An 18,795-nucleotide genomic window follows, 5' to 3' on the forward strand; every position below is an offset into this window, starting at 1 on the left:
CGTCTCGTGCGCCTCAATCGCCGGCGGGGCTGGGAATGTGCGGCCCACTGCTCCCGGCGCGTGGCGGGGGGTTGTGGCTCGGGTCCGGGCCGACGGGGGGTTGGGCGTCGCGACGGGGGTGCCCAGGGCAGTTGAGGGCCGTTGTCGCTGGGCCCGGAGCGGCGGCGGGCTTGGGTTGGGGCTTGCGTGCCTCGGTCGCCGGCGGGGCGTGGGTAGGCGTCTTGTGCGCCTCGGTCGCCGACAGGGCCGAGCGTGTGCGGCTTGCTGCTCCCGGCGCGTGGTGGGGGAGGGCGGTTGGTGCTGGGGCCGGAGTGGTGGTGGGGGGCGTGGGGGTGGTGGGGCGCTACTGGGTCGGCTCAGGTGGTGGGGGAGGTGTGGGGCCGAGGGTGACGGGGATGGAGGACCAGCCGAGGGCGATGAAGGAGGGGAGTTGGCGGAGGTCTTGTGGGGGGACGGCGAGGTGGAGGGAGGGGTGGCGGGTGAAGAGGGCGGGGAGGGCGGTGAGGGCTTCGAGGCGGGCGAGGGGGGCGCCGATGCAGCGGTGGACGCCGATGCCGAAGGCGAGATGGTCGTCGGCGCTGCGGCCGGGGTCGAAGCCGGCCGCGTCGGGGCCGTAGTGGGCGGGGTCCTGGCCGGCCGCCGCGAAGGTGGTGAGGATGGCGTCCCCGGCGGGGACGGTCACCCCGTCGACGGTGATGTCCGAGACCGCGAACCGCAGCGGAAGGTTCGCGATCGACGGCTGCCCGCGCAGCACCTCGTCGACGACCGCGTCCCAGGAGACGCCCCCCACCCGCACCGCCGAGAGCTGCGCGGGGTGCCGCAGCAGCGCCACCACCGCGTTGCCGATGAGATTCACCGTCGTCTCGAAGCCGGCCCCGATCACCAGGAGCAGCGTCGACAGCAGCTCCTCGTCGCTGAGCCGGTCGCCGTCCTCGTCGCGGACCCTGATCAGCTCGGTGGTGAGATCGTCGCCCGGGTGCTCGGTCTTGTGGGCGATGAGCGCGGGCAGCACCGTGCCGATCTGCCGCTGTACGGAGGCGGCGTGCTCGGGCCCGGGGTCCGAGGTGTCGATGACGGCGGCCGCCATCCGCGCCGTGGCGGCCCGGAGTTCGTCCGGTACGCCGAAGAGGTCGCAGATCATCCGCAGCGGCAGGGGGTGGGCGTACTGGGCCCGCAGATCCACCACGCCGTGCTCGTCGGCGGTGGCGGCCAGCCCGGCGAGCAGCTCGGCGGTGATCGTCTCGACGCGGCCGCGCATCTGCTCGGTGCGCCGGGCGGTGAAGCTCGGCGCGACCAGCTTCCGCAGCCGGGTGTGGTCGGTTCCGTAGGCGGAGAGCATATTGACCACGCCGACCCAGTTGAGGATCCAGGCCCACTCCGGGTGCCGGGGGATCTCCGCGTAGAGCGACCAGTGTCTGCGCGGGTCCTTGCTGACCCTGGGGTCGAGGATCAGCGTTCTGAGCGTGGAGTAGCGGGTCGGCGCCCAGGCGGGTATCCCGCCCGGCAGCTCGACCGGGACCAGCGGTCCCAGCGCGCGCAGCCGGGCGCTCTCGGCCGGGATGTCGGCGCCGAACGGATCGATGGCCACCGGCGCGGACAGGGTCATCCCGGGTCTCCTGACTGGTCGGGCGTACGGGCGCTGAACTGGACCGGGAAGGCGGTCAGCGAGCGGTGGAAGGGCCCGGGGCGCCAGGTCAGCCGGTCCCGGGGGAGGACCGGGCTGAGGTCCGGCAGCCACTGGGTCAGCCGCTCGATCGCCTCCGTGGCGATCAGGAGGGTGTGCTGTTTCACCGGGCACGCGTGCGGCCCCGCGGACCAGGAGAGATGGGAGGCGTCGTTGGTCCGGTGCGCGGAGCCGGACTCCTTCTCCGCGAAGTACGCCAGCGCGCCGTAGGAGACGACGACCGGCACGGCGGCCTGTATCCACACCCCGTGGAAGCTCAACGGTCTGCGGGCGTAGTGGATGCCGTAGTTCGCCAGCGGGGTCTCAAAGCGCAGCACCTCCACCACCGCGTCCATCACGGGGCGCGATCCGCTGGTGAGCGTGGTGTAGTACGCCGGGTTCCCCAGGATGCGCGAGAGGGCGTTGGAGACCAGATTGGCGGTGGGCTCGTGGCCCGCGCCGAGGGTGAGGAAGACCTGCCAGGTGACTTCCTCGGGGGTGAGGTCGAGCGGATGGTCGAGCAGCCAGCTGGTGAGGTCGTCGCCGCGGCGCGCCATCTTGGCGGCGATGAGTTCGAGGACGTACCGCCCGTACTCCACCTCTGCCTGGGCCGAGCGCTCCGAGCCCTCGATCATCTGCGCCATGGAGTCGGTGAGCCGGTCGCTCTCGCTGTCCGGCAGCCCGAAGAGATTGTTGAAGATCAGCCCCATCAGCGGTCGGCAGAAGTCGGAGACGAGGTCGGCGCGGCCCCGGGGCCCGAAGCGGGTGACGAGGATGTCGACCGCGCGGTGCACCCGTTCCCGCAGGTCGTGCGGTTCGACCAGGCTGAAGGCGTCGACGAGGGTGCGCCGGTAGCGGATGTGCGCCTGGCCGTCGGCGAAGAGGGTGTTGGGCCGCCAGCGCATCATGCCGAGGACGGGCGAGTCCTCGGCGACGGTCGCCTCCCAGGGGCGCGGGTCGTGCGACCAGATCTCCGAGTCGTGCAGCAGATCGAGCGCGGCGCGCCGGTCGACCACGACGTACGCGAAGATCCCGGGCGCGAGTTCGGCCCAGCCCACCGGGCCCTGTGCGCGGAGTATCTCGTAGTAGGAGTGCGGGTCGGCGGCGAAGCCGTCCTCCCAGAGCCGGACCGGGGAGGCGATCGACGGTACGTTCGCCGCGTTCACGGGGGCGTTCAGCGGGCTGTTCACGGGATCTCCGGGGCCGGGCAGACGGCGACCCCGTCGGCGACCGGATCCACGCCCGCGACCGGATCCACGCCCGTGCCGGGGTCCGGGCCCGTGACCGGATCCAGGCTTGCGCCGGGGCCCGGGCTCTGGCTCATCCGGGTGAGCAGATGCTGCACCAGCGAGATCAGCGCGTCGATGGACGCCCGGGTGTCGCGGGCGTCGCAGGCGACCATCGGGGTGCCGGGCTCCAGGTCGAGCGAGGTGCGCAGCTGCTCCTCGGTGTACTGGCGGGCGTCGGGGAAGGTGTTCAGGGCGACCGCGTACGGCAGCCCCGCGTCCTCCACCAGGCCCAGCACCTCGAAGGAGTCGTCGATCCGGCGGGTGTCCACCAGGACGAGCGCGCCGAGCGCCCCGTAGGCGATGTCCTTCCACAGCGAGCGGAACCGCTCCTGCCCGGGGGTGCCGAACAGATAGAGCACGATGCCCCCGTTGAGGGAGATCCGCCCGAAGTCGATGGCGACGGTGGTCGTGGTCTTGTCCCGCACCCCGGCGAGGTCGTCCACCGCGACGGAGGCCTCGGAGAGCTGCTCCTCGGTGTGCAGGGGCCGGATCTCGGACACGGAGTCGATCAGTGTGGTCTTGCCGACCCCGAAGGGGCCTGCGACCAGGATTTTCACCAGTTCGCGGGCGCTGTCCGGCAGGTGCAGGCCGCTAGAGCTTGAGGGCGCGGAGGCCATCGGCGACTCTCTCCAACAGATCAAGGTCGGGCTGGGCGGCGAACGGGATCGGCGGGCGGGCGCTCACCAGTCCCAGGTCGATGAGGTGCGCCGCGAGTACGCGGACGGCGGAGACGGGCAGCGCCAGCAGGGCCGCCGTCTCCACCACGGTCAGCGACCCGCCGTCCAGCGTGCCCAGCAGCGTCCGCTGGGCGGCGGGCAGACCGGGCGGGACAGGTGGTGCGGGTGGTGCGGAGGGGAGCGGGGCCGTGTGGTGACGTACCCGGCGTACGTCGTGGCCGGAGCCGGCGCCCGGTATGGGCGGCCCGGTGCCGCAGGAGGGCCCGGTCCCGCCCGGCTGTTCGGCCGGGCAGGTGGTCAGACCGGTCAGTACGGAGAGGCGCTCCAGACTGTTGCGGCTCGGCCGGGTCTTCCCGCCGGTGGAGACGTAGGCGGGGACGAGGGGCCGGCCGGCCCGGCGCCCGTTCACAGCGGAGTGTGGCCGCTGGCTCCCCGGGGAGCGGCTGCCATGGCCTTCTCGCCGAGCCGGGCCACTTGGGAGTGGACCCGGTGGGCGAGAAGGTCGAGCCGTACCTCGGGATCGCCATAGGCGGCCACACAGGTGCCGTGGGTGGTGGGCGCGACCAGGATGTAGCCGTGGTCGGATTCGACGACCACCTGGCGCACCTCGGCGCCGTCCTTGTCCGCGAAGGCGGCCGCCGCGGTGCGGCAGGCCCCCTGCACGGTGCTGGTGATCGCGGCGACGCGCTCGGCGGACGCCTGGGAGAGCCGGTCGGAGTAGCCGGAGACGAGACCGTCCCGGGTCAGCAGGACTGCGGCGCGGACATGGGGGATTTCCAGGATCGGATCGAGCACCCACGCGGTATCGCCGGTGTCGCGGGAGGTGCGGCTGGTCATCGGGGGTCGTTCCCTTCGGGGTCGGCGGCGTTGCGTGCGGCTGCGGTCCCGGCCTGGAGCGCCCCGAGCGCCGCGGCGGCCTCTTCGGGGGAGCGGGCGGGACGCGGGGGGCGCGGGGGCGCTTCGCCGGGGTGTCCGGCCGCGCGGACCCGGCGACGCCTGCGGGGGAGCAGGTCGTCGCCCGGGGCGGGTGCGGGGTCGTGGGTGATGGCCTCGGACGCGGTACGGGAGGGAGCGGGGGAGGGTGCGGCGCCCGGGTCGGCGGCCGTACGGGTGGGGGAACTCGCGAAGGAGGGAATGGAGGGGGCGGAAGGGGCGGAGGGGGAGAGATCTGACGGAGCGGGCGCGGGCCATTCGACGCCGGGCGCGGTGGCCGGGGTGCGGGGCTCGTGCCAGGCCGGCCTGCCCGGCCAGGAGGGCTCGGCCCAGGACTGCTCGGGCCGGTCCGGGCCGGCTCCCGGCTGTTCCGTACGCGGCCGGTCGGGCTGTTCCGTACGGAGCCGGTCGGCGCCGTACGGCTCGGGCCGGTCCTGGGCCGGTCCTGGCTGTCGTCCCCGGTCCTGGGCCGGTCCCGCCGGTGCGGGCGTCTCCGGTGCGCCGGGGTGACCGGCGTTTCCGGGGAGCCCGCCGGGCCCGGCCGGACCGGGCAGCCCGAGCGGGCCGAGCGGGCCGGCGGCCGGGAGACCGTGGCCGGGCTCCGCCGTCGCTCCGCCTCGGGTGGAGTGCGGGGCGCTGGCCGCCTGGGGCCGTTCGGCCGGGTCGATATGGCTCAGCAGATGGTTCTTGACCAGCAGCACCGCCCGGACCCCGCCGTAGGGCGAGGGCGACGACAGATCGACGGAGAGGTCGAACTGCCGGGTGAGCTGGCCGATCGCGGCCAGTCCCATCCGGGGCGGGTCCCCCAGCTCGGACAGCAGGATCGGATCGCGTCCGGCCACCATCCGCTGGGCGTAGGCGCGTTCGTCGGCGGCCATGCCGACGCCCGCGTCGTCCACGGTGACGGTGACGCCGTGGTGGGCGCGCTCCAGGTTCACCGTGACGGTCGTGTCCGGCGAGGAGTGGCGGAGCGCGTTGTCGAGCAGCTCGGCGACGATGATCGCGACCGGCTCGACGGCGTGGGAGACCAGCGCGGTGCCGGGCTCCAGATGGTTGCTCATATGGACGCGCTGATAGCCGATGATCCGTGACTGTCCGCCGGTCACGGCGTCGACGAGGTGCGACTCCTCGCGGGCGAGCCCCACCCAGGCCCCGCACACCACGGCGGCCACCTGGGCCCGGCGCAGGGACTGTTCGTTCTCGTGGTCGAGTGAGTAGAGGGTCTGGGACAGCTCGGGGTCGTCGTAGCGCTGCTGCAGTCCGCGCAGGACGTCCTGGAGCCGGTAGAGCCCGGCCTGGATCTCCCGGGTCGCGCCGCGCATCCCGGCCCGGGCGGCGGCGTCGACGCGCTTGCGCTCCTGGAGCGTCGCGGTGGCGACGCCGGTGAGGGCGCTGTGCAGGGCCGCGCCGAGTTCACTGTCCGTGAGGGTGGGGTCCAGTGGTCCGGGCACCTGCACATGCGGGTGGGCGGCGCGGGTGGCCGCCGCCGGGATGCGGTCGTGCGCCAGGTGGAGGACTTCGGCGGTGCAGGACCGTGAGAGGTGTTCCGTTCTGCGCCGGGCGGCGTCGAGTTGGGTTTCCAGGGATTCGATCTCGGCGCGCTGCCGCGCCCGTTGGCGACGGGAGCGCAGAAGTTCGTTTCCGATATAGAACACGGTCATGGTCCCGGCGGCGACGATGGCCAGATCCGGTATCTCGATCATCGAATAGACCTCGGGGAGGGCGGCGGTCGGTGCCGTTTTGGAAACGACCCGCCCAAGTACACACCGTCATCGACTGATCGCGGGGGGTTTTGGCGGAAGTAATTGTGGCGTTGTGCCGTCGTCAGGAGCCTCCGCCGCCGGGTGACTGACGGAGTATCAGATGGGCTCCTGAGCAGAGGTGGCATGGTGGGGGAGGCGTGCCGGGTCCGGCCGGGAACGCGAAACGGCCGCGACGGCTCACCTCCGTGCCGTCGCGGCCGTACACCTTCGGGTGAAGCCCCGCTCAGTCCTTCGTATGCGGATGCCTCACGCTCGGTTAATTCCCGGCCTCTGATTTCCGTACCTGGACCGGACCTTGAGCTGGGATATTCAGCTCAGGCCCTTGTCATTTCAGGTCCTTTTCAGTTCGGAGATCTTGAGCGGGGCGCGATCTCGGGATCGGCCGGGGTTTGTCGTCGTCGGACTTCCGTACGGTGGCGATCCGGCGGCCCGGGTGTCCGGACGGCCCGTCAGGGGCGTCGGGGCCGGCGGGCCGCCGGGGTGCGGTTCAGGGCCTCGGCGGCGCGGGCGCGTGGTTGTCGAGCGGCTTGGCCGCGCCCTCCTTGATGATCCTCGGCGGCGCGGGCGCGTGGTTGTCCAGGGTGACGACGGGCCCGTCGGCGAGCAGGCCGGCGGCCGGCGGCGGGGGCGCGTGGTTGTCCTGGGGCTTGGCGGCGGCCTCGCTGATGAACCGGGGCGGCGCGGGCGCGTGGTTGTCCTGGGTCACGACGGGGCCGTCGGCGAGCAGGCCGGCGGCCGGTCCGCCCGTCGCGTGGCTGTCCTGCGCGATGAAGTCGTCGTTCTTGTGCTCGGTGTCGTTCATGGTTCCCCCATGGGTCGTGCGTGTCGTACAGGAACTGGGTACGGCCTTTCGCCCGGAGACTCCCCCGAGGGTCGCCGGACGAAAGGCCGTGGGATCTCCACCTTCCCCCCGGAGAGGTGAGAGTCCCGAGTGATCCGTCTGCCCCCCGACGCGACGGATCGACTGCGCATGAGCATCTCGGACCGGCATAAACATTCGATGAACGTCCAGGCAGGGAGCGGTCCCAGCCTACGTACGGCCGGAAGCCGCCGGGAGGCGGGGCGGGAACGCGCCGTTCCGCCGCGGCCCGGAGGACCGTCCTCGGACGGGCCGCCCGGCGGCCCGCGGACCGCTCCCGGCCCTCGCGGACGCGCCTCGGGCCTCCCGTACCGTTCCTGGCCCTCCTGTACCGCCTCGGGCGCTCCCGTGCCGCCCGGACCCGCCCGGCGGGCCCCAGGGGCCCCACAGCGGGCCCCCAGGGGCCGCTCAGGCGGCGCTGAGCGGGGCGAGCAGCCCGCGTACCTCCTCGGCCTCCGCCGCGCCCGAGGCCTCGTGCAGCGCGAGCGCCTCGCGCCAGCAGGCGCGGGCGCGGTCGGCCTGGCCCAGCGAGGCCAGCGCCCGGCCGAGGGTGATGAGGACGTTCGCCCGGGTGTGGTCGCCGCCGATGCAGCCGATCGCCAGGGCCTGTTCGGCGTGCTGGGCGGCGCGGGCGGGGCGGCGGGCCGACAGATGGGCCTGGGCGATACGGAAGAGGGTGGTCCCCTCCCACAGGCGCTGCCGGTTCGCCTCGAAGCTGTCCAGCGCGCCCATGAGCTGCTCCAGAGCCTCGGTGAGCCGTCCCGCCTGGGTCAGCGCCATGCCCAGGGCGTAGCGGGCGTTGGCGAGTCGCATGGTGAGCCCGTTGCGGTCGTAGATGTCCATCCCCCGCTGGACGAGGCCGATCGACTGCTCGGTGCGGCCCATGGAGAGATAGAGGCGGGAGAGATTGCACAGGGCGCTCGCCTCGCCGGGTCCGTTGTCGTCCGCGCGTGCCTCCTGGATGGCCTGCTGGAGGAAGCGGTCGGCGTCGGCGTGCCGGCCCCGGCTCAGGGCGATGATCCCGCGGTCGTTGTGGGACCAGAAGACGGGCGTCGGGTCCTGTGCGCGGGTGGCCAGCAGGGCGGCCTGCTCGGCGTGTTCGTCGGCCTCCTCGTACCGTCCGGCGATCAGGCAGACATGGGTGAGGGTGGTGTGGGCGCGGCCCTGGGCGCGGGCGTCGCCCGCGGCCCTGGCGGCGTCGCGGGCGGCGAAGGCGGCCGACTCGTACTGCTTGGAGTTGGCCCCCGACTCGGCGAGGTCCTTGGCGGCCCACAGCAGGTCCACGGCGCGCCGCAGCCTGCCGCTCGCGGCGGCCTGCTGGGCGCAGGCCAGCACGCAGTGGGCCTCGGTGTAGAGCCAGTCGAGCGCCTCGTGCCGGTCGCCGAAGGGCAGTCCGTCGTGCTCGGTGGGCTCCAGGTGGTCCGGCAGCCGGTCGCCGGGGCGTTCGATCGTGTAGACCCGGGTCACGGTCGCGAGATAGAAGTCCAGCAGCCGGGAGAGCGCCGCGCCGGTCTCCTCGGGGCTCTCGTCGCGCTCGGCGCAGGAGCGCGCGTAGAGCCGTACGAGGTCGTGGTAGCGGTAGCGGCCGGGCGCGGCGGACTCCAGCAGCGAGGTGTCGACCAGGGCCTCCAGCAGATCCTCGGTCTCCTGGGGCGGCAGCGCGAGCGCGGCGGCGGCGGCCGCCAGCGAGATGTCGGGGCCGTCGGCGAGGCCGAGCAGCCGGAAGGCGCGGGCCTGGTCCGGCTCCAGCTGGCCGTAGCCGAGTTCGAAGGTCGCCTTCACCGCGAGGTCCCCGGCCTGCAGTTCGTCCAGGCGGCGGCGCTCGTCGGCGAGCTTGGCGGCGAGCACGGAGACGGTCCAGGTGCGCCGGGCGGCCAGCCGGGAGGCGGCGATGCGGATCGCGAGCGGCAGGAAGCCGCAGGCGGCGACGACGTCGAGGGCGGCCTCCCGCTCGGAGCTGACCCGCTCGGCGCCCACGATCCGGGTGAAGAGCTGGAGGGCCTCGTCCGGGGACATCACATCGAGGTCGACCAGATGCGCCCCGGCGAGGTCGACCATCCGGACCCGGCTGGTGACCAGCGCGGCGCAGCCGGAGCTGCCCGGCAGCAGCGGGCGGATCTGGGCCGCGTCGCGGGCGTTGTCGAGCAGGATCAGGATCCGCCGGCCGGCGATGGTGGAGCGGTAGAGCGCGGCCCGCTCGTCGGGGGAGTCGGGGATGGCGGAGTCCGGCACGCCGAGGGCGCGCAGGAACGCGCCGAGGACGGCGACGGGTTCGGCGGCCCGGTTGCCCGCGCCCTGGAGGTCGATGTAGAGCTGTCCGTCGGCGAAGTGCGGCCGGGCCTCGTGGGCGACGTGGACGGCCAGGGTGGTCTTGCCGACGCCGCCGATGCCCGCGAGCGCCGAGACGGCCATGACGGATCCCTCGGAGGCGGCGAGCCGCGCGCCCAGCTCCCGGACGAAGGAGGCCCGGCCGGTGAAGTCGGGGACGGTGGCGGGCAGCTGCGCGGGCCGGGCGATCTGGAGCGCCGGGGTCTCCTCCTCGCTGGGGCGGGCCAGCTCCTCGTCCGCCCGCAGGATGCGCTGTTGCAGCTGGGACAGCTCGGCGCGCGGGTCGACGCCCAGCTCCTCGGCGAGGAGCCGGCGGGTGTCGGCGTACACGGCCAGCGCCTCGGCCTGGCGTCCGCTGCGGTAGAGCGCCAGCATCAGCAGCTCGCGCAGCCGCTCCCGGAGCGGGTGGGCGGCGGTGAGGGCGGTCAGCTCGGAGACGGCCTCGGCGTGGCAGCCGGACTCCAGGTCCAGTTCGAGCCGGGTCTCCAGCAGCTGGAGCCGCCATTCGTCCAGCCGGGCGCGCTGGTTCTCCGCGTACGGGCCCGGGACGTTGGCCAGCGCCTCGCCGTCCCAGAGTCCGAGCGATTTGTCGATCTGGACCCGGGCCTGATTGCGGTCCCCGGCGGCGCGGGCCTTCTCGGCCTCGAGCGCCAGCTCCTGGGCGACGAAGAGGTCGACGCTGTCCCGCCGGATCCTTATGGCGTAGCCGCCGGATTCGCTGACCAGGGCGTTCGCGGTGAGGATCTTGCGCAGCCTGGAGGCGTACGTACGGACCGCGGCGAGCGCCTGCGAGGGCGGGTCCTCGCCCCAGATCGCGTCGATCAGCTCGGACGCGGTCGCGGTACGGCCGTCCCGCAGCAGCAGCGCGGCGAGCAGCGCCCGTTGCTGGGGCGAACCCGATGGCAGCACTTCGCCGCGCCGCCAGGCCCGTACCGGACCGAGCACGCTGAAGTGCAGGTCAACAACATCACTGGGCGCCGGAACTCGTTGCTCCGGTACGCGTGGCCCGCTGTCACGGTCCATTGCTGCCCCCTGCCCCGAACTGCCGATTCGCACCCGACAGTCTGCCTTGTGCATGGCGGCCCCGTCAGTAACGGGTTGCTTGCAGATGGCCCCGGTCGGGCTGTCATGCAGGCTAACCCGCCGCCCCGGGCCGGTGACGGTCCTCGGCGGGGGTTTCCCCGTGTCTTCACGTCCTTCCCGCCCGGCGGTGTCCGGAACGCGTCCGCCGGCCGCCGCGGGGCGGGGCCGGGCGGACCGGGGAAGCCGGAAGGGGGACGGGCGGGGGGCGGGCTCAGGGCTTGTAGATCTCGCCCGGCACGGGCTTCGCCGGGGCGAGCAGCTGGGAGACGGTGACGAAGGTGTAGCCGCGGCTCTTCAGCTCCGCGACGATCCCGGGGACGGCGGGCACGGTGCCGTCGTAGATGTCATGCAGAAGGATGATGCCGTCGCGGCTCGCCTGCTTGAGTATCCGCTTCTCGATCAGCGCGGAGTCGTTGGTGGAGAAGTCCTTGGCGGTGGCGCTCCACAGGATCTGGGCGAGGCCCAGCTCCTTGCTGACGGCGGTGACGTCGTCGTTGATCCGGCCCTGCGGCGGGCGCATCAGGGTGGGCCTGGTCCCGGTGATCTTCTCTATCGCGACCTGGGTGCGTTCCAGCTCCTCGCGTATCCCGTCGGGCTTCAGCCGGTCGAGGCGCTTGTGGGTCCAGGTGTGGTTGGCGACCTCGTGACCCTCGTCGGAGAGACGTTTCACCACCTTGGGGTACTTGACGATGTGCTTCCTGCCGAGCAGGAAGAAGGTGGCGGGAACCTTCTCCTTCTTCAGGTGGTCGAGCAGCTCGGGGGTGTCCTTGCCCGGGCCCGCGTCGAAGGTGAGCGCGATGCATCGTTTCTTCTCGCAGTCGACCGGTTCGGCGGGGCTGACGTCGGTGGCCTTCGCGGCGGCCCCGGCGAGCGACTTCCCGTCGTCCAGGGCGTCGGCGCGGGCGTCGGCCGGCGCGGTGCGGCCCAGGGAGCAGGCGCCGAGGGTCAGGGTCAGCGCGGCGGCGGCCGCGATGGCGGCGACGGCCCTGGACCTCCTGCGGTGGTCGGGCATGGCGGGTTCCCCCTGGGTGGTTCTCGATGGTCGGAAGGTGTCGCTCCGCCGTGGCCGCGGGCGGGCTCCTTCGCACTATACACACCGTGTATAGATGCTCGGCGTGCCGGTCTCCAAGAGGGTGAAAGGGCTCCCGGGGTTCATTCCCGTCGGACGATTCCGGCAGCTCCGGCCGTCCGGGCGGGCCCGTCCGGGGCCGGACGCGGCCGTCCGGGGCGGGCCCGTCCAGAGAGCTGACGTACCGTCAGATCAGCGCTACCGTGGAAGGCATGGAGACCTTCCCCAAGATCATTTCGGTGGACGACCACACGGTGGAGCCCCCTCATGTCTGGCGGGACCGGCTCCCGTCGAAGCACCGGGGCACGGCACCCCGGATCGTCCGCGCGCCGCTCAAGGAGATGACCTTCCTGGGCGGCAGATTCGCCCCGGTCATGGGCGCCCGCGGCGACGACGGCCCCATCGGCGACTGGTGGGTGTACGAGGATCTCCACCGCCCGCTGACCCGGCTCGACACCGCCGTCGGCTGCGCCCGCGACGAGATCAAGCTGGAGATCATCACGTACGAGCAGATGCGCCCGGGCTCCTACAGCGTCCCCGAGCGGCTCGCGGACATGGATGTGAACCACGTCCAGTCCGCGCTCTGCTTCCCGACCTTCCCCCGCTTCTGCGGGCAGACCTTCACCGAGGCCCGCGACCGCGAGCTGGGGCTGCTCTGCGTCCGCGCCTACAACGACTGGATGGTCGAGGAGTGGTGCGGGCCCGAGGCCGCGGGGCGGCTCATCCCGCTCACCCTCGTCCCCCTCTGGGACGCCGAACTCGCGGCGGCGGAGGTCCGGCGGAACGCGGCGCGCGGGGTGCGGGCGGTGGCCTTCTCCGAGATACCGCCCTTCCTCGGGCTGCCCTCCATCCACGGCGACGCCTGGGATCCCTTCCTGCGGGCCTGCGACGAGACCGGCACCGTGATCGCCATGCACATCGGCTCCTCCTCCAAAATGCCCTCCACCTCGGCGGACGCGCCCCCCGCCGTCGGCTCGACCATCACCTTCGCGAACTGCTGCTTCTCCATGGTCGACTGGCTCATGAGCGGCAAGTTCGAACGCTTCCCCGGCCTGCGGATCATGTACGCGGAGGGCCAGATCGGGTGGATCCCCTACATCCTCGAACGCGCCGACGTCGTCTGGGAGGAGAACCGCGCCTGGGGCGGCGTCGCCGACAAGGTCCTCCGTCCCCCGTCCGAACTCTTCGCCGAGCACGTCTACGGCTGCTTCTTCGACGACGCCTTCGGCCTGCGCAACCTCGACGCCATCGGCCCCGCGAACGTCCTCTACGAGACCGACTACCCCCACTCCGACTCCACCTGGCCCCACTCCCGCCAGGTCGGCCAGTCCCAGATGTCCCACCTCCCCGCCGAGACGGTCGACCGCATCGTCCGGGGGAACGCGATCCAACTCCTCGGGCTGAGCCCGGAGGGCCTGTGGGTTCCGTGAGCCTGCCCTCCGGGCGGCCGGGGTGGGTGACGGGGCGTGAGCCGCGACGTCCAGCCCCGCGGGCGCTTGAGGCGTGGGGCTCGGGGCGGAGCCCCGCATGGGCCTGGACGGGTGGCGTGGGCGTGAGCTGGGAGTTCCAGCCCCGCCGGCGTTTGAGGCGCGGGGTGCGGGGCGGAGCCCCGGGGGCAGACCTTGAGTCTGTCCGTGCCTGTGCGCACCTGGTGGTGGAGGTTCGTCCTCAATCGCCGGACGGGCTGGAGTTGCCTGGTCCTGGTGTCATGAGTTCAGCCTGTGGGTGGTTGGCGGGGGGCAGCGCATGCCATAACCCAGCCCCGCCGGCGTTTGAGGCGTGCGGGGCGGAGCCCCGGGGGCAGACCTTGAGTCTGTCCGTGCCTGTGCGCACCTGGTGGTGGAGGTTCGTCCTCAATCGCCGGACGGGCTGGGTTTGTCCGTGCCTGTACGCGCCTGGTGGTGGAGGCGCGTGGTCAAGCGCCGGACGGGCTGGGTTTGTCCGTGCCTGTACGCGCCTGGTGGCGGGGGTGCGTGCTCAAGGGCCGGGCAGGGGCGGGGCGGGGGTCAGATCACGGGGGGGCGGCCCAGCCTCGTCATCCACCACACCGTCGCCCACCGCATCGGCCTCCGCTCCCCGCACGGCTCCCGCACCCCCTCCACAAACCCGCCCGCCCAGGCCTTCAGCCCCTCCCCGGACCGGGTCCGCAGCAGGGTCATCGCGGTCCAACTCCCGAGGTACAGCGGCACCAGCGGCGCGGGCAGATTCCGCTTCGCCAGCCACACCCGGTTGCGCGCGGTCATCCGGTAGTACACCGCGTGCCGGGCGGGCGACGTCTTCGGGTGCTGGAGCAGCAGCCGGGGCTCGTAGAGCACCTTCCAGCCGTCGTCCAGCGCCCGCCAGGCGAGGTCGGTCTCCTCGTGGGTGAAGAAGAACTCCTCGGGCCACCCCCCGACCCGCTCCAGCATCGGCATCGACAGCGCGTGCCCGCCCCCGAGGAAGGTCGTCACCAGCCCGCCGCGCATCGGATCCTTCGCCCGCAGCCGGGGCACGTGCCGCCGCTGCGTCTCCCCGTTCTCGTCGGCGATCCGGAACGACACGATCCCCAGCCGGGGATCGGCCTCGTACAGATCGCCGATCCGGCTGAACACATCGCGGTCCACGAGCAGCCCGTCGTCGTCCAGGTCGACGAGGACGTCCACGTCCCCGAACTCCCGCAGCCGCTCCATGGCGACATTGCGCCCCCCGGACACCCCGAGGTTCTCCGGCACCTCCACGGCGGTGACCCCGTCGGGCAGCTCCGGCAGCGGCGCGCCGTTGCCGACGACCACGACCCGGGCGGGGGGCTCGTCCTGCATCGCGACGGAGTCGAGCAGCGCCCGCAGCTCGACGGGCCTGTTCCCCATGGTCAGTACGGCCACACCCACACGCGGTCGCGTCACGACTCGACTCCACTCCACCATTTGTCCGCTTCCCGAAGCCGCGATGCTACCCACTGGCCATCCGCGTGTGCCGCGGCGGTACTCGCGTCCCGCCGGGCCGTTGTCAGTGGCCGGGTGTTCAATCGGGAACATGGCCATCAGACGTGAGCGCGCGAGTGTCGATCCCTACTCGTCCGAGCCGCCCGTCCCCGACGCGGAGCTGATCGTCCGGGGCGAGGACTGGTACGGGAGGGATCTGTCGGGTCTGCGGTTCGCGCGCCACACGTTCTACGACACCGACTGGACGGAGGTGGTGAACGACGGCGGGGTCTTCGACGAGTGCACCTTCTCCGGGGTGAAGTTCAACGCCTCGCGGCATACGAACGCGGCGTTCACCAACTGCGTCTTCAAGGGCTGCGGCTTCTTCGACACCTCCTTCGAGCAGTGCAAGGCCGTCGGCAGCCTGTTCCAGCAGTGCACCTTCGGCCTGCTGCGGGTGACCGGCGGGGACTGGTCGTTCACCGGGCTGCCCGGGGCCGATCTGCGGCGGGCTTCCTTCGACGGCCTCCGGATGCGGGAGTGCGATCTGACGGCGGCCCGGCTGGAGGGGGCGACGCTGACCGGGGTGGATCTCTCGGGGGCGATGCTGCACAGCGCGAAGCTCGCCGGGGCGGATCTGCGGGGGAGCGATCTGTCCTCCCTCGATCCGCTCACCGTCCGCGTCGAGGGCGCCCGCATCGACCTGAGCCAGGCCGCGGTCGTCGCCACCGCCCTCGGCTTCCAGGTCTCCTGACCCGCCACCCCACCCCCCCGGTGCCGGACCTGCCATTTCCCCCCGCCCGGGGCCCGACCCGCCATATCAGCCCCACTCGGCGCCCGAGCCGCACTCTTCAGCCCCGCCGGCGTTTGAGGCGCGGGGGCCTCGGGGGCAGCGCCCCCGACAGGAGCCCGAGCCCCGCCTCGACGCCCAGGCACCAGCACCCCCCCGCCCGGCGCCCCGCCCGGCGCCCGAGCCGCCCCCTCTTGTCTGATGATGCGTCAGCCACGACGATGCTCCCCACCGACCGGCGCCCCGCCGGCCCAGGCGAGGAGGCACCCCCGTGCGCATACTCCCCGAAGGCCTGTTGTCCTACGGCATACAGCTCCCCGTCCAGTCGCAGTCCACCCTCTACGCGGAACCCTGGGAGGCCGCCGCCGGCGCCGAGGACCTCGCCGAGGTGGCCCGGGTCGCCGACCGCACCGGCTTCGCCTATGTCGCCGTCTGCGACCACGTCGCCATCCCCCGGCGGCTCGCCGGAGCCATGTCCACCGTCTGGTACGACCCCGTCGCCACCCTCTCCTTCCTCGCCGGGATCACCCGCCGGGTCCGGCTCCTCAGCCATGTCGCCGTCGTCGGGCTGCGCCACCCGCTGATCACCGCCAAGCAGTACGCGACCCTCGACCATCTCTCCGGCGGACGGCTGATCCTGGGCGTGGGAGCCGGTCATGTGCCCGAGGAGTTCGCGGCCGTCGGCGCCGACTTCGCCCGGCGCGGCGAGCTGCTGGACGAGAGCGTGGACGCGCTGCGGGCCGCCCTCGGGCCCGACGAGTTTCCTCGGTTCGCGGGGAAGAGGTTCTCCTTCGAGGATCTCGGCCAGCGCCCGAGGCCCGCCCAGCCGCACATCCCCCTGTGGGTCGGCGGCTCCTCGCCCGCCGCGCTGCGCCGGGCCGCCGTCCGGGGCGACGGCTGGCTGTCCCAGGGCGACCCGCGCGAGCTGCTCCCGGCCAGGATCGCCGCGCTCCGGGCCCTGCGCGAGGCGGCCGGGATCGCCGAGCCGCTGGAGATCGGCGCGATCCCGGAGCCGATCCGCCTGGGCGACCCCGGCGGGCCGCCCGGCCGGGAGTCCGGCAGACGGACGCTCGCCGGGAAGCCGGAGGCCGTCGCCGAGTCGCTCCGGGAGTACGCCGCCATGGGCGTGCACCAGATCCAGGTCCGTTTCCGCAGCCGCGACCGCGCCGAGCTGACCGACCAGATGGCCGCCTTCGCCGCCGACGTCGCCCCGCATCTGTCGTCCGCCGCCTGACCCGCGCCGCACCCCCGAAGGCCCCCCGAAGGCCCCCGCGAAGGCTGCGGACTTCGCCGCGACCGAGCTGAGGGCCGACCTGAGGGCCGACCTGAGGACCGACCTGAGGAGAGACCCATGGGAAAGCTCGACGGACGCGTCGTCCTGATCACCGGAGCCGCTCGCGGCCAGGGCGAGGCGGAGGCCCGGCTCTTCGCCGCCGAGGGCGCGCGGGTCGTCCTCGCCGACGTCCTGGACGAACAGGGCGAGGCCGTCGCCGCCGAGCTGGGCCCCGACGCCCTCTACACCCGGCTCGACGTCACCCGGGAGGCCGACTGGACCGCCGCCGTGGCCGCCGCCAAGGAGCGTTTCGGCGCGATCGACGGCCTGGTGAACAACGCGGGCGTGCTGCGCTTCAACGCGCTGGTCTCCACCCCGCTGGAGGAGTACCAGTTCATCACCCAGGTCAATCAGACCGGGGTCTTCCTCGGGATCCGCGCCCTCGCGCCCGAGCTGGGGGCGGCGGGGGGCGGCACGATCGTGAACGTGTCCTCGTACGCCGGGCTGGCCGGCGCGGCGATGCTCGGCGCGTACACCGCGTCCAAGCACGCCGTCCTCGGCCTGACCCGGGTCGCGGCCCTGGAGCTGGCGGCGCGGGGCATCCGGGTCAACGCGGTCTGCCCGGGAGCGGTGGACACCCCGATGGTCAGCCCCTCGGTCCTCCAGCCGGACGCGGACCCCGGGCAGGCGCGGAAGTCGATGGACCGGATGTACCGGAAGGTCGTGCCGCTCGGCCGGATCGGGCGGCCGGAGGAGGTCGCCGCGCTGGCGCTCTTCCTGAGCTGCGACGACTCCTCGTACATCACCGGCCAGCCGTTCGTCATCGACGGCGGCTGGATGGCGGGCGTCAACGTCCTCTGAGCCGGCCCGGGGCATCGATCTGACGGTACGTCAGCTATTGACGGCGCAATCGGCCGGTGGAACAGTCGAGCGCATCACAATCTGACGGTGCGTCAGAAAAACTGGGACGGTGACCCCTTGGAATTCGGCATCTTCGTACAGGGATACGTCGGCAAGCGGGCCGAGACCGACCCGCTCGCCGAGCACCGCGTGCTCATGGAGGAGAGCGAGTACGTCATCCAGGCCGACGCCTCGGGCTTCAAATACGCCTGGGCCTCCGAGCACCACTTCCTGGAGTCGTACTCGCACCTCTCCGCCAACGACGTCTTCCTCGGCTATCTCGCCCACGCCACCGACCGGATCCATCTGGGCTCGGGCATCTTCAACCCGCTCGCCCCCGTGAACCACCCCGTCAAGGTCGCCGAGAAGGTCGCCATGCTCGACCACCTCTCCGAGGGGCGCTTCGAGTTCGGCTCCGGCCGGGGCGCGGGCAGCCACGAGATCCTCGGCTTCCTGCCGGGCGTCACCGACATGAACCACACCAAGGAGATCTGGGAGGAGACGATCGCCGAGTTCCCCAGGATGTGGCTCCAGGACGAGTACCCCGGCTTCCGGGGCAAGCACTGGTCCCTGCCGCCGCGCAAGATCCTCCCCAAGCCGTACGGGAAGTCCCACCCGGCGATGTGGTACGCCGCCGGGTCGCCCTCCTCGTACGCCATGGCCGGGGAGAAGGGGCTGGGCGTCCTCGGGTTCAGCGTCCAGAAGGTCTCCGACATGGAGTGGGTGCTCGACTCGTACAAGTCGGCGATCGCGCGGGCCCGGCCGATCGGGGACTTCGTCAACGACAACGTCATGGTCACCTCCACCGCCGTCTGCGCGGAGACCCACGACAAGGCGGTCGAGATCGCGGCCGGCGGCGGGCTCAACCACCTCCAGTCGCTGCTCTTCCGCTACCACGACACCTTCCCCCGCCCCGAGGGCGTCCCCGAGTGGCCCGAGCTGATCCCCGAGTACACCGCCGAGGTCGTCGAGCTGCTGATCGCGGAGGAGCTGTTGATCTGCGGAGACCCGGGGGAGGTGCTCCAGCAGTGCAAGCGGTGGGAGCAGGCGGGCGCGGACCAGCTGTCGTTCGGGCTGCCGGTGGGGATCTCGTACGAGGACACCATGACGACGATCAAGCTCATCGGCGAGCACGTCATCCCCCAGATCGACACCGACCCGATCCACCGGACCACCCGCTTCCGGCCCTCCTGAGCCCGCGCCTGAGCCCTCCTGAGCCCGCGCCCACCCGTGGCCCGGGCCCGCGCCTGAGCCCGCCCGGGCCCGCA

The 18,795-nt window shown here is 72.7% G+C and carries 15 protein-coding genes; 5 read left to right on the forward strand and 10 right to left on the reverse strand.

Annotated features, from left to right (window positions below; all coding sequences use genetic code 11):
- Positions 1-343: 343 nt before the first annotated feature.
- The 9 genes from ACF089_RS23910 to ACF089_RS23950 form a co-directional block, all read right to left on the reverse strand.
- Positions 344-1,606, reverse strand: a complete 1,263-nt coding sequence (locus ACF089_RS23910; protein WP_392029922.1) for a cytochrome P450 — start codon at positions 1,604-1,606, stop codon at positions 344-346.
- On the reverse strand, positions 1,603-2,853 hold the full coding sequence (locus ACF089_RS23915; RefSeq protein ID WP_392029925.1) for a cytochrome P450: 1,251 nt from the start codon (positions 2,851-2,853) through the stop codon (positions 1,603-1,605). The genes ACF089_RS23910 and ACF089_RS23915 overlap by 4 nt, the downstream gene beginning before the upstream one ends.
- On the reverse strand, positions 2,850-3,569 hold the full coding sequence (locus ACF089_RS23920; protein WP_392029928.1) for an ATP/GTP-binding protein: 720 nt from the start codon (positions 3,567-3,569) through the stop codon (positions 2,850-2,852). Before ACF089_RS23920 ends, ACF089_RS23915 begins: the two co-directional genes overlap by 4 nt.
- Positions 3,544-4,038, reverse strand: coding sequence for a DUF742 domain-containing protein (locus ACF089_RS23925; RefSeq protein ID WP_392029931.1), 495 nt, complete (start codon positions 4,036-4,038; stop codon positions 3,544-3,546). The genes ACF089_RS23920 and ACF089_RS23925 overlap by 26 nt, the downstream gene beginning before the upstream one ends.
- Positions 4,035-4,466, reverse strand: a complete 432-nt coding sequence (locus tag ACF089_RS23930) for a roadblock/LC7 domain-containing protein (protein WP_392029933.1) — start codon at positions 4,464-4,466, stop codon at positions 4,035-4,037. Before ACF089_RS23930 ends, ACF089_RS23925 begins: the two co-directional genes overlap by 4 nt.
- Positions 4,463-6,265, reverse strand: a complete 1,803-nt coding sequence (locus ACF089_RS23935; protein WP_392029936.1) for an ATP-binding protein — start codon at positions 6,263-6,265, stop codon at positions 4,463-4,465. Before ACF089_RS23935 ends, ACF089_RS23930 begins: the two co-directional genes overlap by 4 nt.
- Positions 6,266-6,812: 547 nt before the next feature.
- Complete coding sequence (locus ACF089_RS23940) at positions 6,813-7,127, reverse strand: hypothetical protein (protein ID WP_392029939.1); 315 nt, start codon at positions 7,125-7,127, stop codon at positions 6,813-6,815.
- Between the two features lie 465 nt (positions 7,128-7,592).
- Positions 7,593-10,535 carry a BTAD domain-containing putative transcriptional regulator gene (locus tag ACF089_RS23945; RefSeq protein ID WP_392029940.1) on the reverse strand — a complete coding sequence of 981 codons (2,943 nt, stop codon included), beginning with the start codon at positions 10,533-10,535 and terminating at the stop codon, positions 7,593-7,595.
- A gap of 271 nt (positions 10,536-10,806) precedes the next feature.
- Entirely contained in the window at positions 10,807-11,607 is an 801-nt protein-coding gene (locus ACF089_RS23950) for a polysaccharide deacetylase family protein (RefSeq protein WP_392029943.1), read from the reverse strand.
- A gap of 269 nt (positions 11,608-11,876) precedes the next feature.
- Between ACF089_RS23950 and ACF089_RS23955 the strand changes: the two genes are divergently transcribed.
- Positions 11,877-13,094, forward strand: a complete 1,218-nt coding sequence (locus ACF089_RS23955; protein ID WP_392029946.1) for an amidohydrolase family protein — start codon at positions 11,877-11,879, stop codon at positions 13,092-13,094.
- A gap of 576 nt (positions 13,095-13,670) precedes the next feature.
- On the opposite strand, the gene ACF089_RS23960 is transcribed toward ACF089_RS23955, so the two are convergent.
- Complete coding sequence (locus ACF089_RS23960) at positions 13,671-14,567, reverse strand: glycosyltransferase family 2 protein (protein ID WP_392029950.1); 897 nt, start codon at positions 14,565-14,567, stop codon at positions 13,671-13,673.
- Between the two features lie 109 nt (positions 14,568-14,676).
- On the opposite strand from ACF089_RS23960, the gene ACF089_RS23965 reads away from it, so the two are divergent.
- From ACF089_RS23965 to ACF089_RS23980, 4 genes are all read left to right on the forward strand, one after another.
- Positions 14,677-15,318 (forward strand): pentapeptide repeat-containing protein, encoded by a 642-nt coding sequence (locus tag ACF089_RS23965; RefSeq protein ID WP_392029953.1) that lies wholly within the window; start codon positions 14,677-14,679, stop codon positions 15,316-15,318.
- A 328-nt stretch (positions 15,319-15,646) separates the two neighbouring features.
- Entirely contained in the window at positions 15,647-16,588 is a 942-nt protein-coding gene (locus ACF089_RS23970; RefSeq protein ID WP_392030556.1) for a TIGR03619 family F420-dependent LLM class oxidoreductase, read from the forward strand.
- Positions 16,589-16,705: 117 nt separating this feature from the next.
- A complete protein-coding gene (locus ACF089_RS23975) occupies positions 16,706-17,488 on the forward strand; it encodes an SDR family NAD(P)-dependent oxidoreductase (protein ID WP_392029956.1) in 783 nt (260 codons plus the stop codon).
- Between the two features lie 117 nt (positions 17,489-17,605).
- A complete protein-coding gene (locus ACF089_RS23980) occupies positions 17,606-18,721 on the forward strand; it encodes an LLM class flavin-dependent oxidoreductase (RefSeq protein WP_392030558.1) in 1,116 nt (371 codons plus the stop codon).
- The last annotated feature ends 74 nt before the right edge of the window (positions 18,722-18,795 follow it).

Origin of the sequence: Streptomyces sp. NPDC014894, from assembly GCF_043080985.1 — a bacterium.
Lineage (GTDB): Bacteria > Actinomycetota > Actinomycetes > Streptomycetales > Streptomycetaceae > Streptomyces.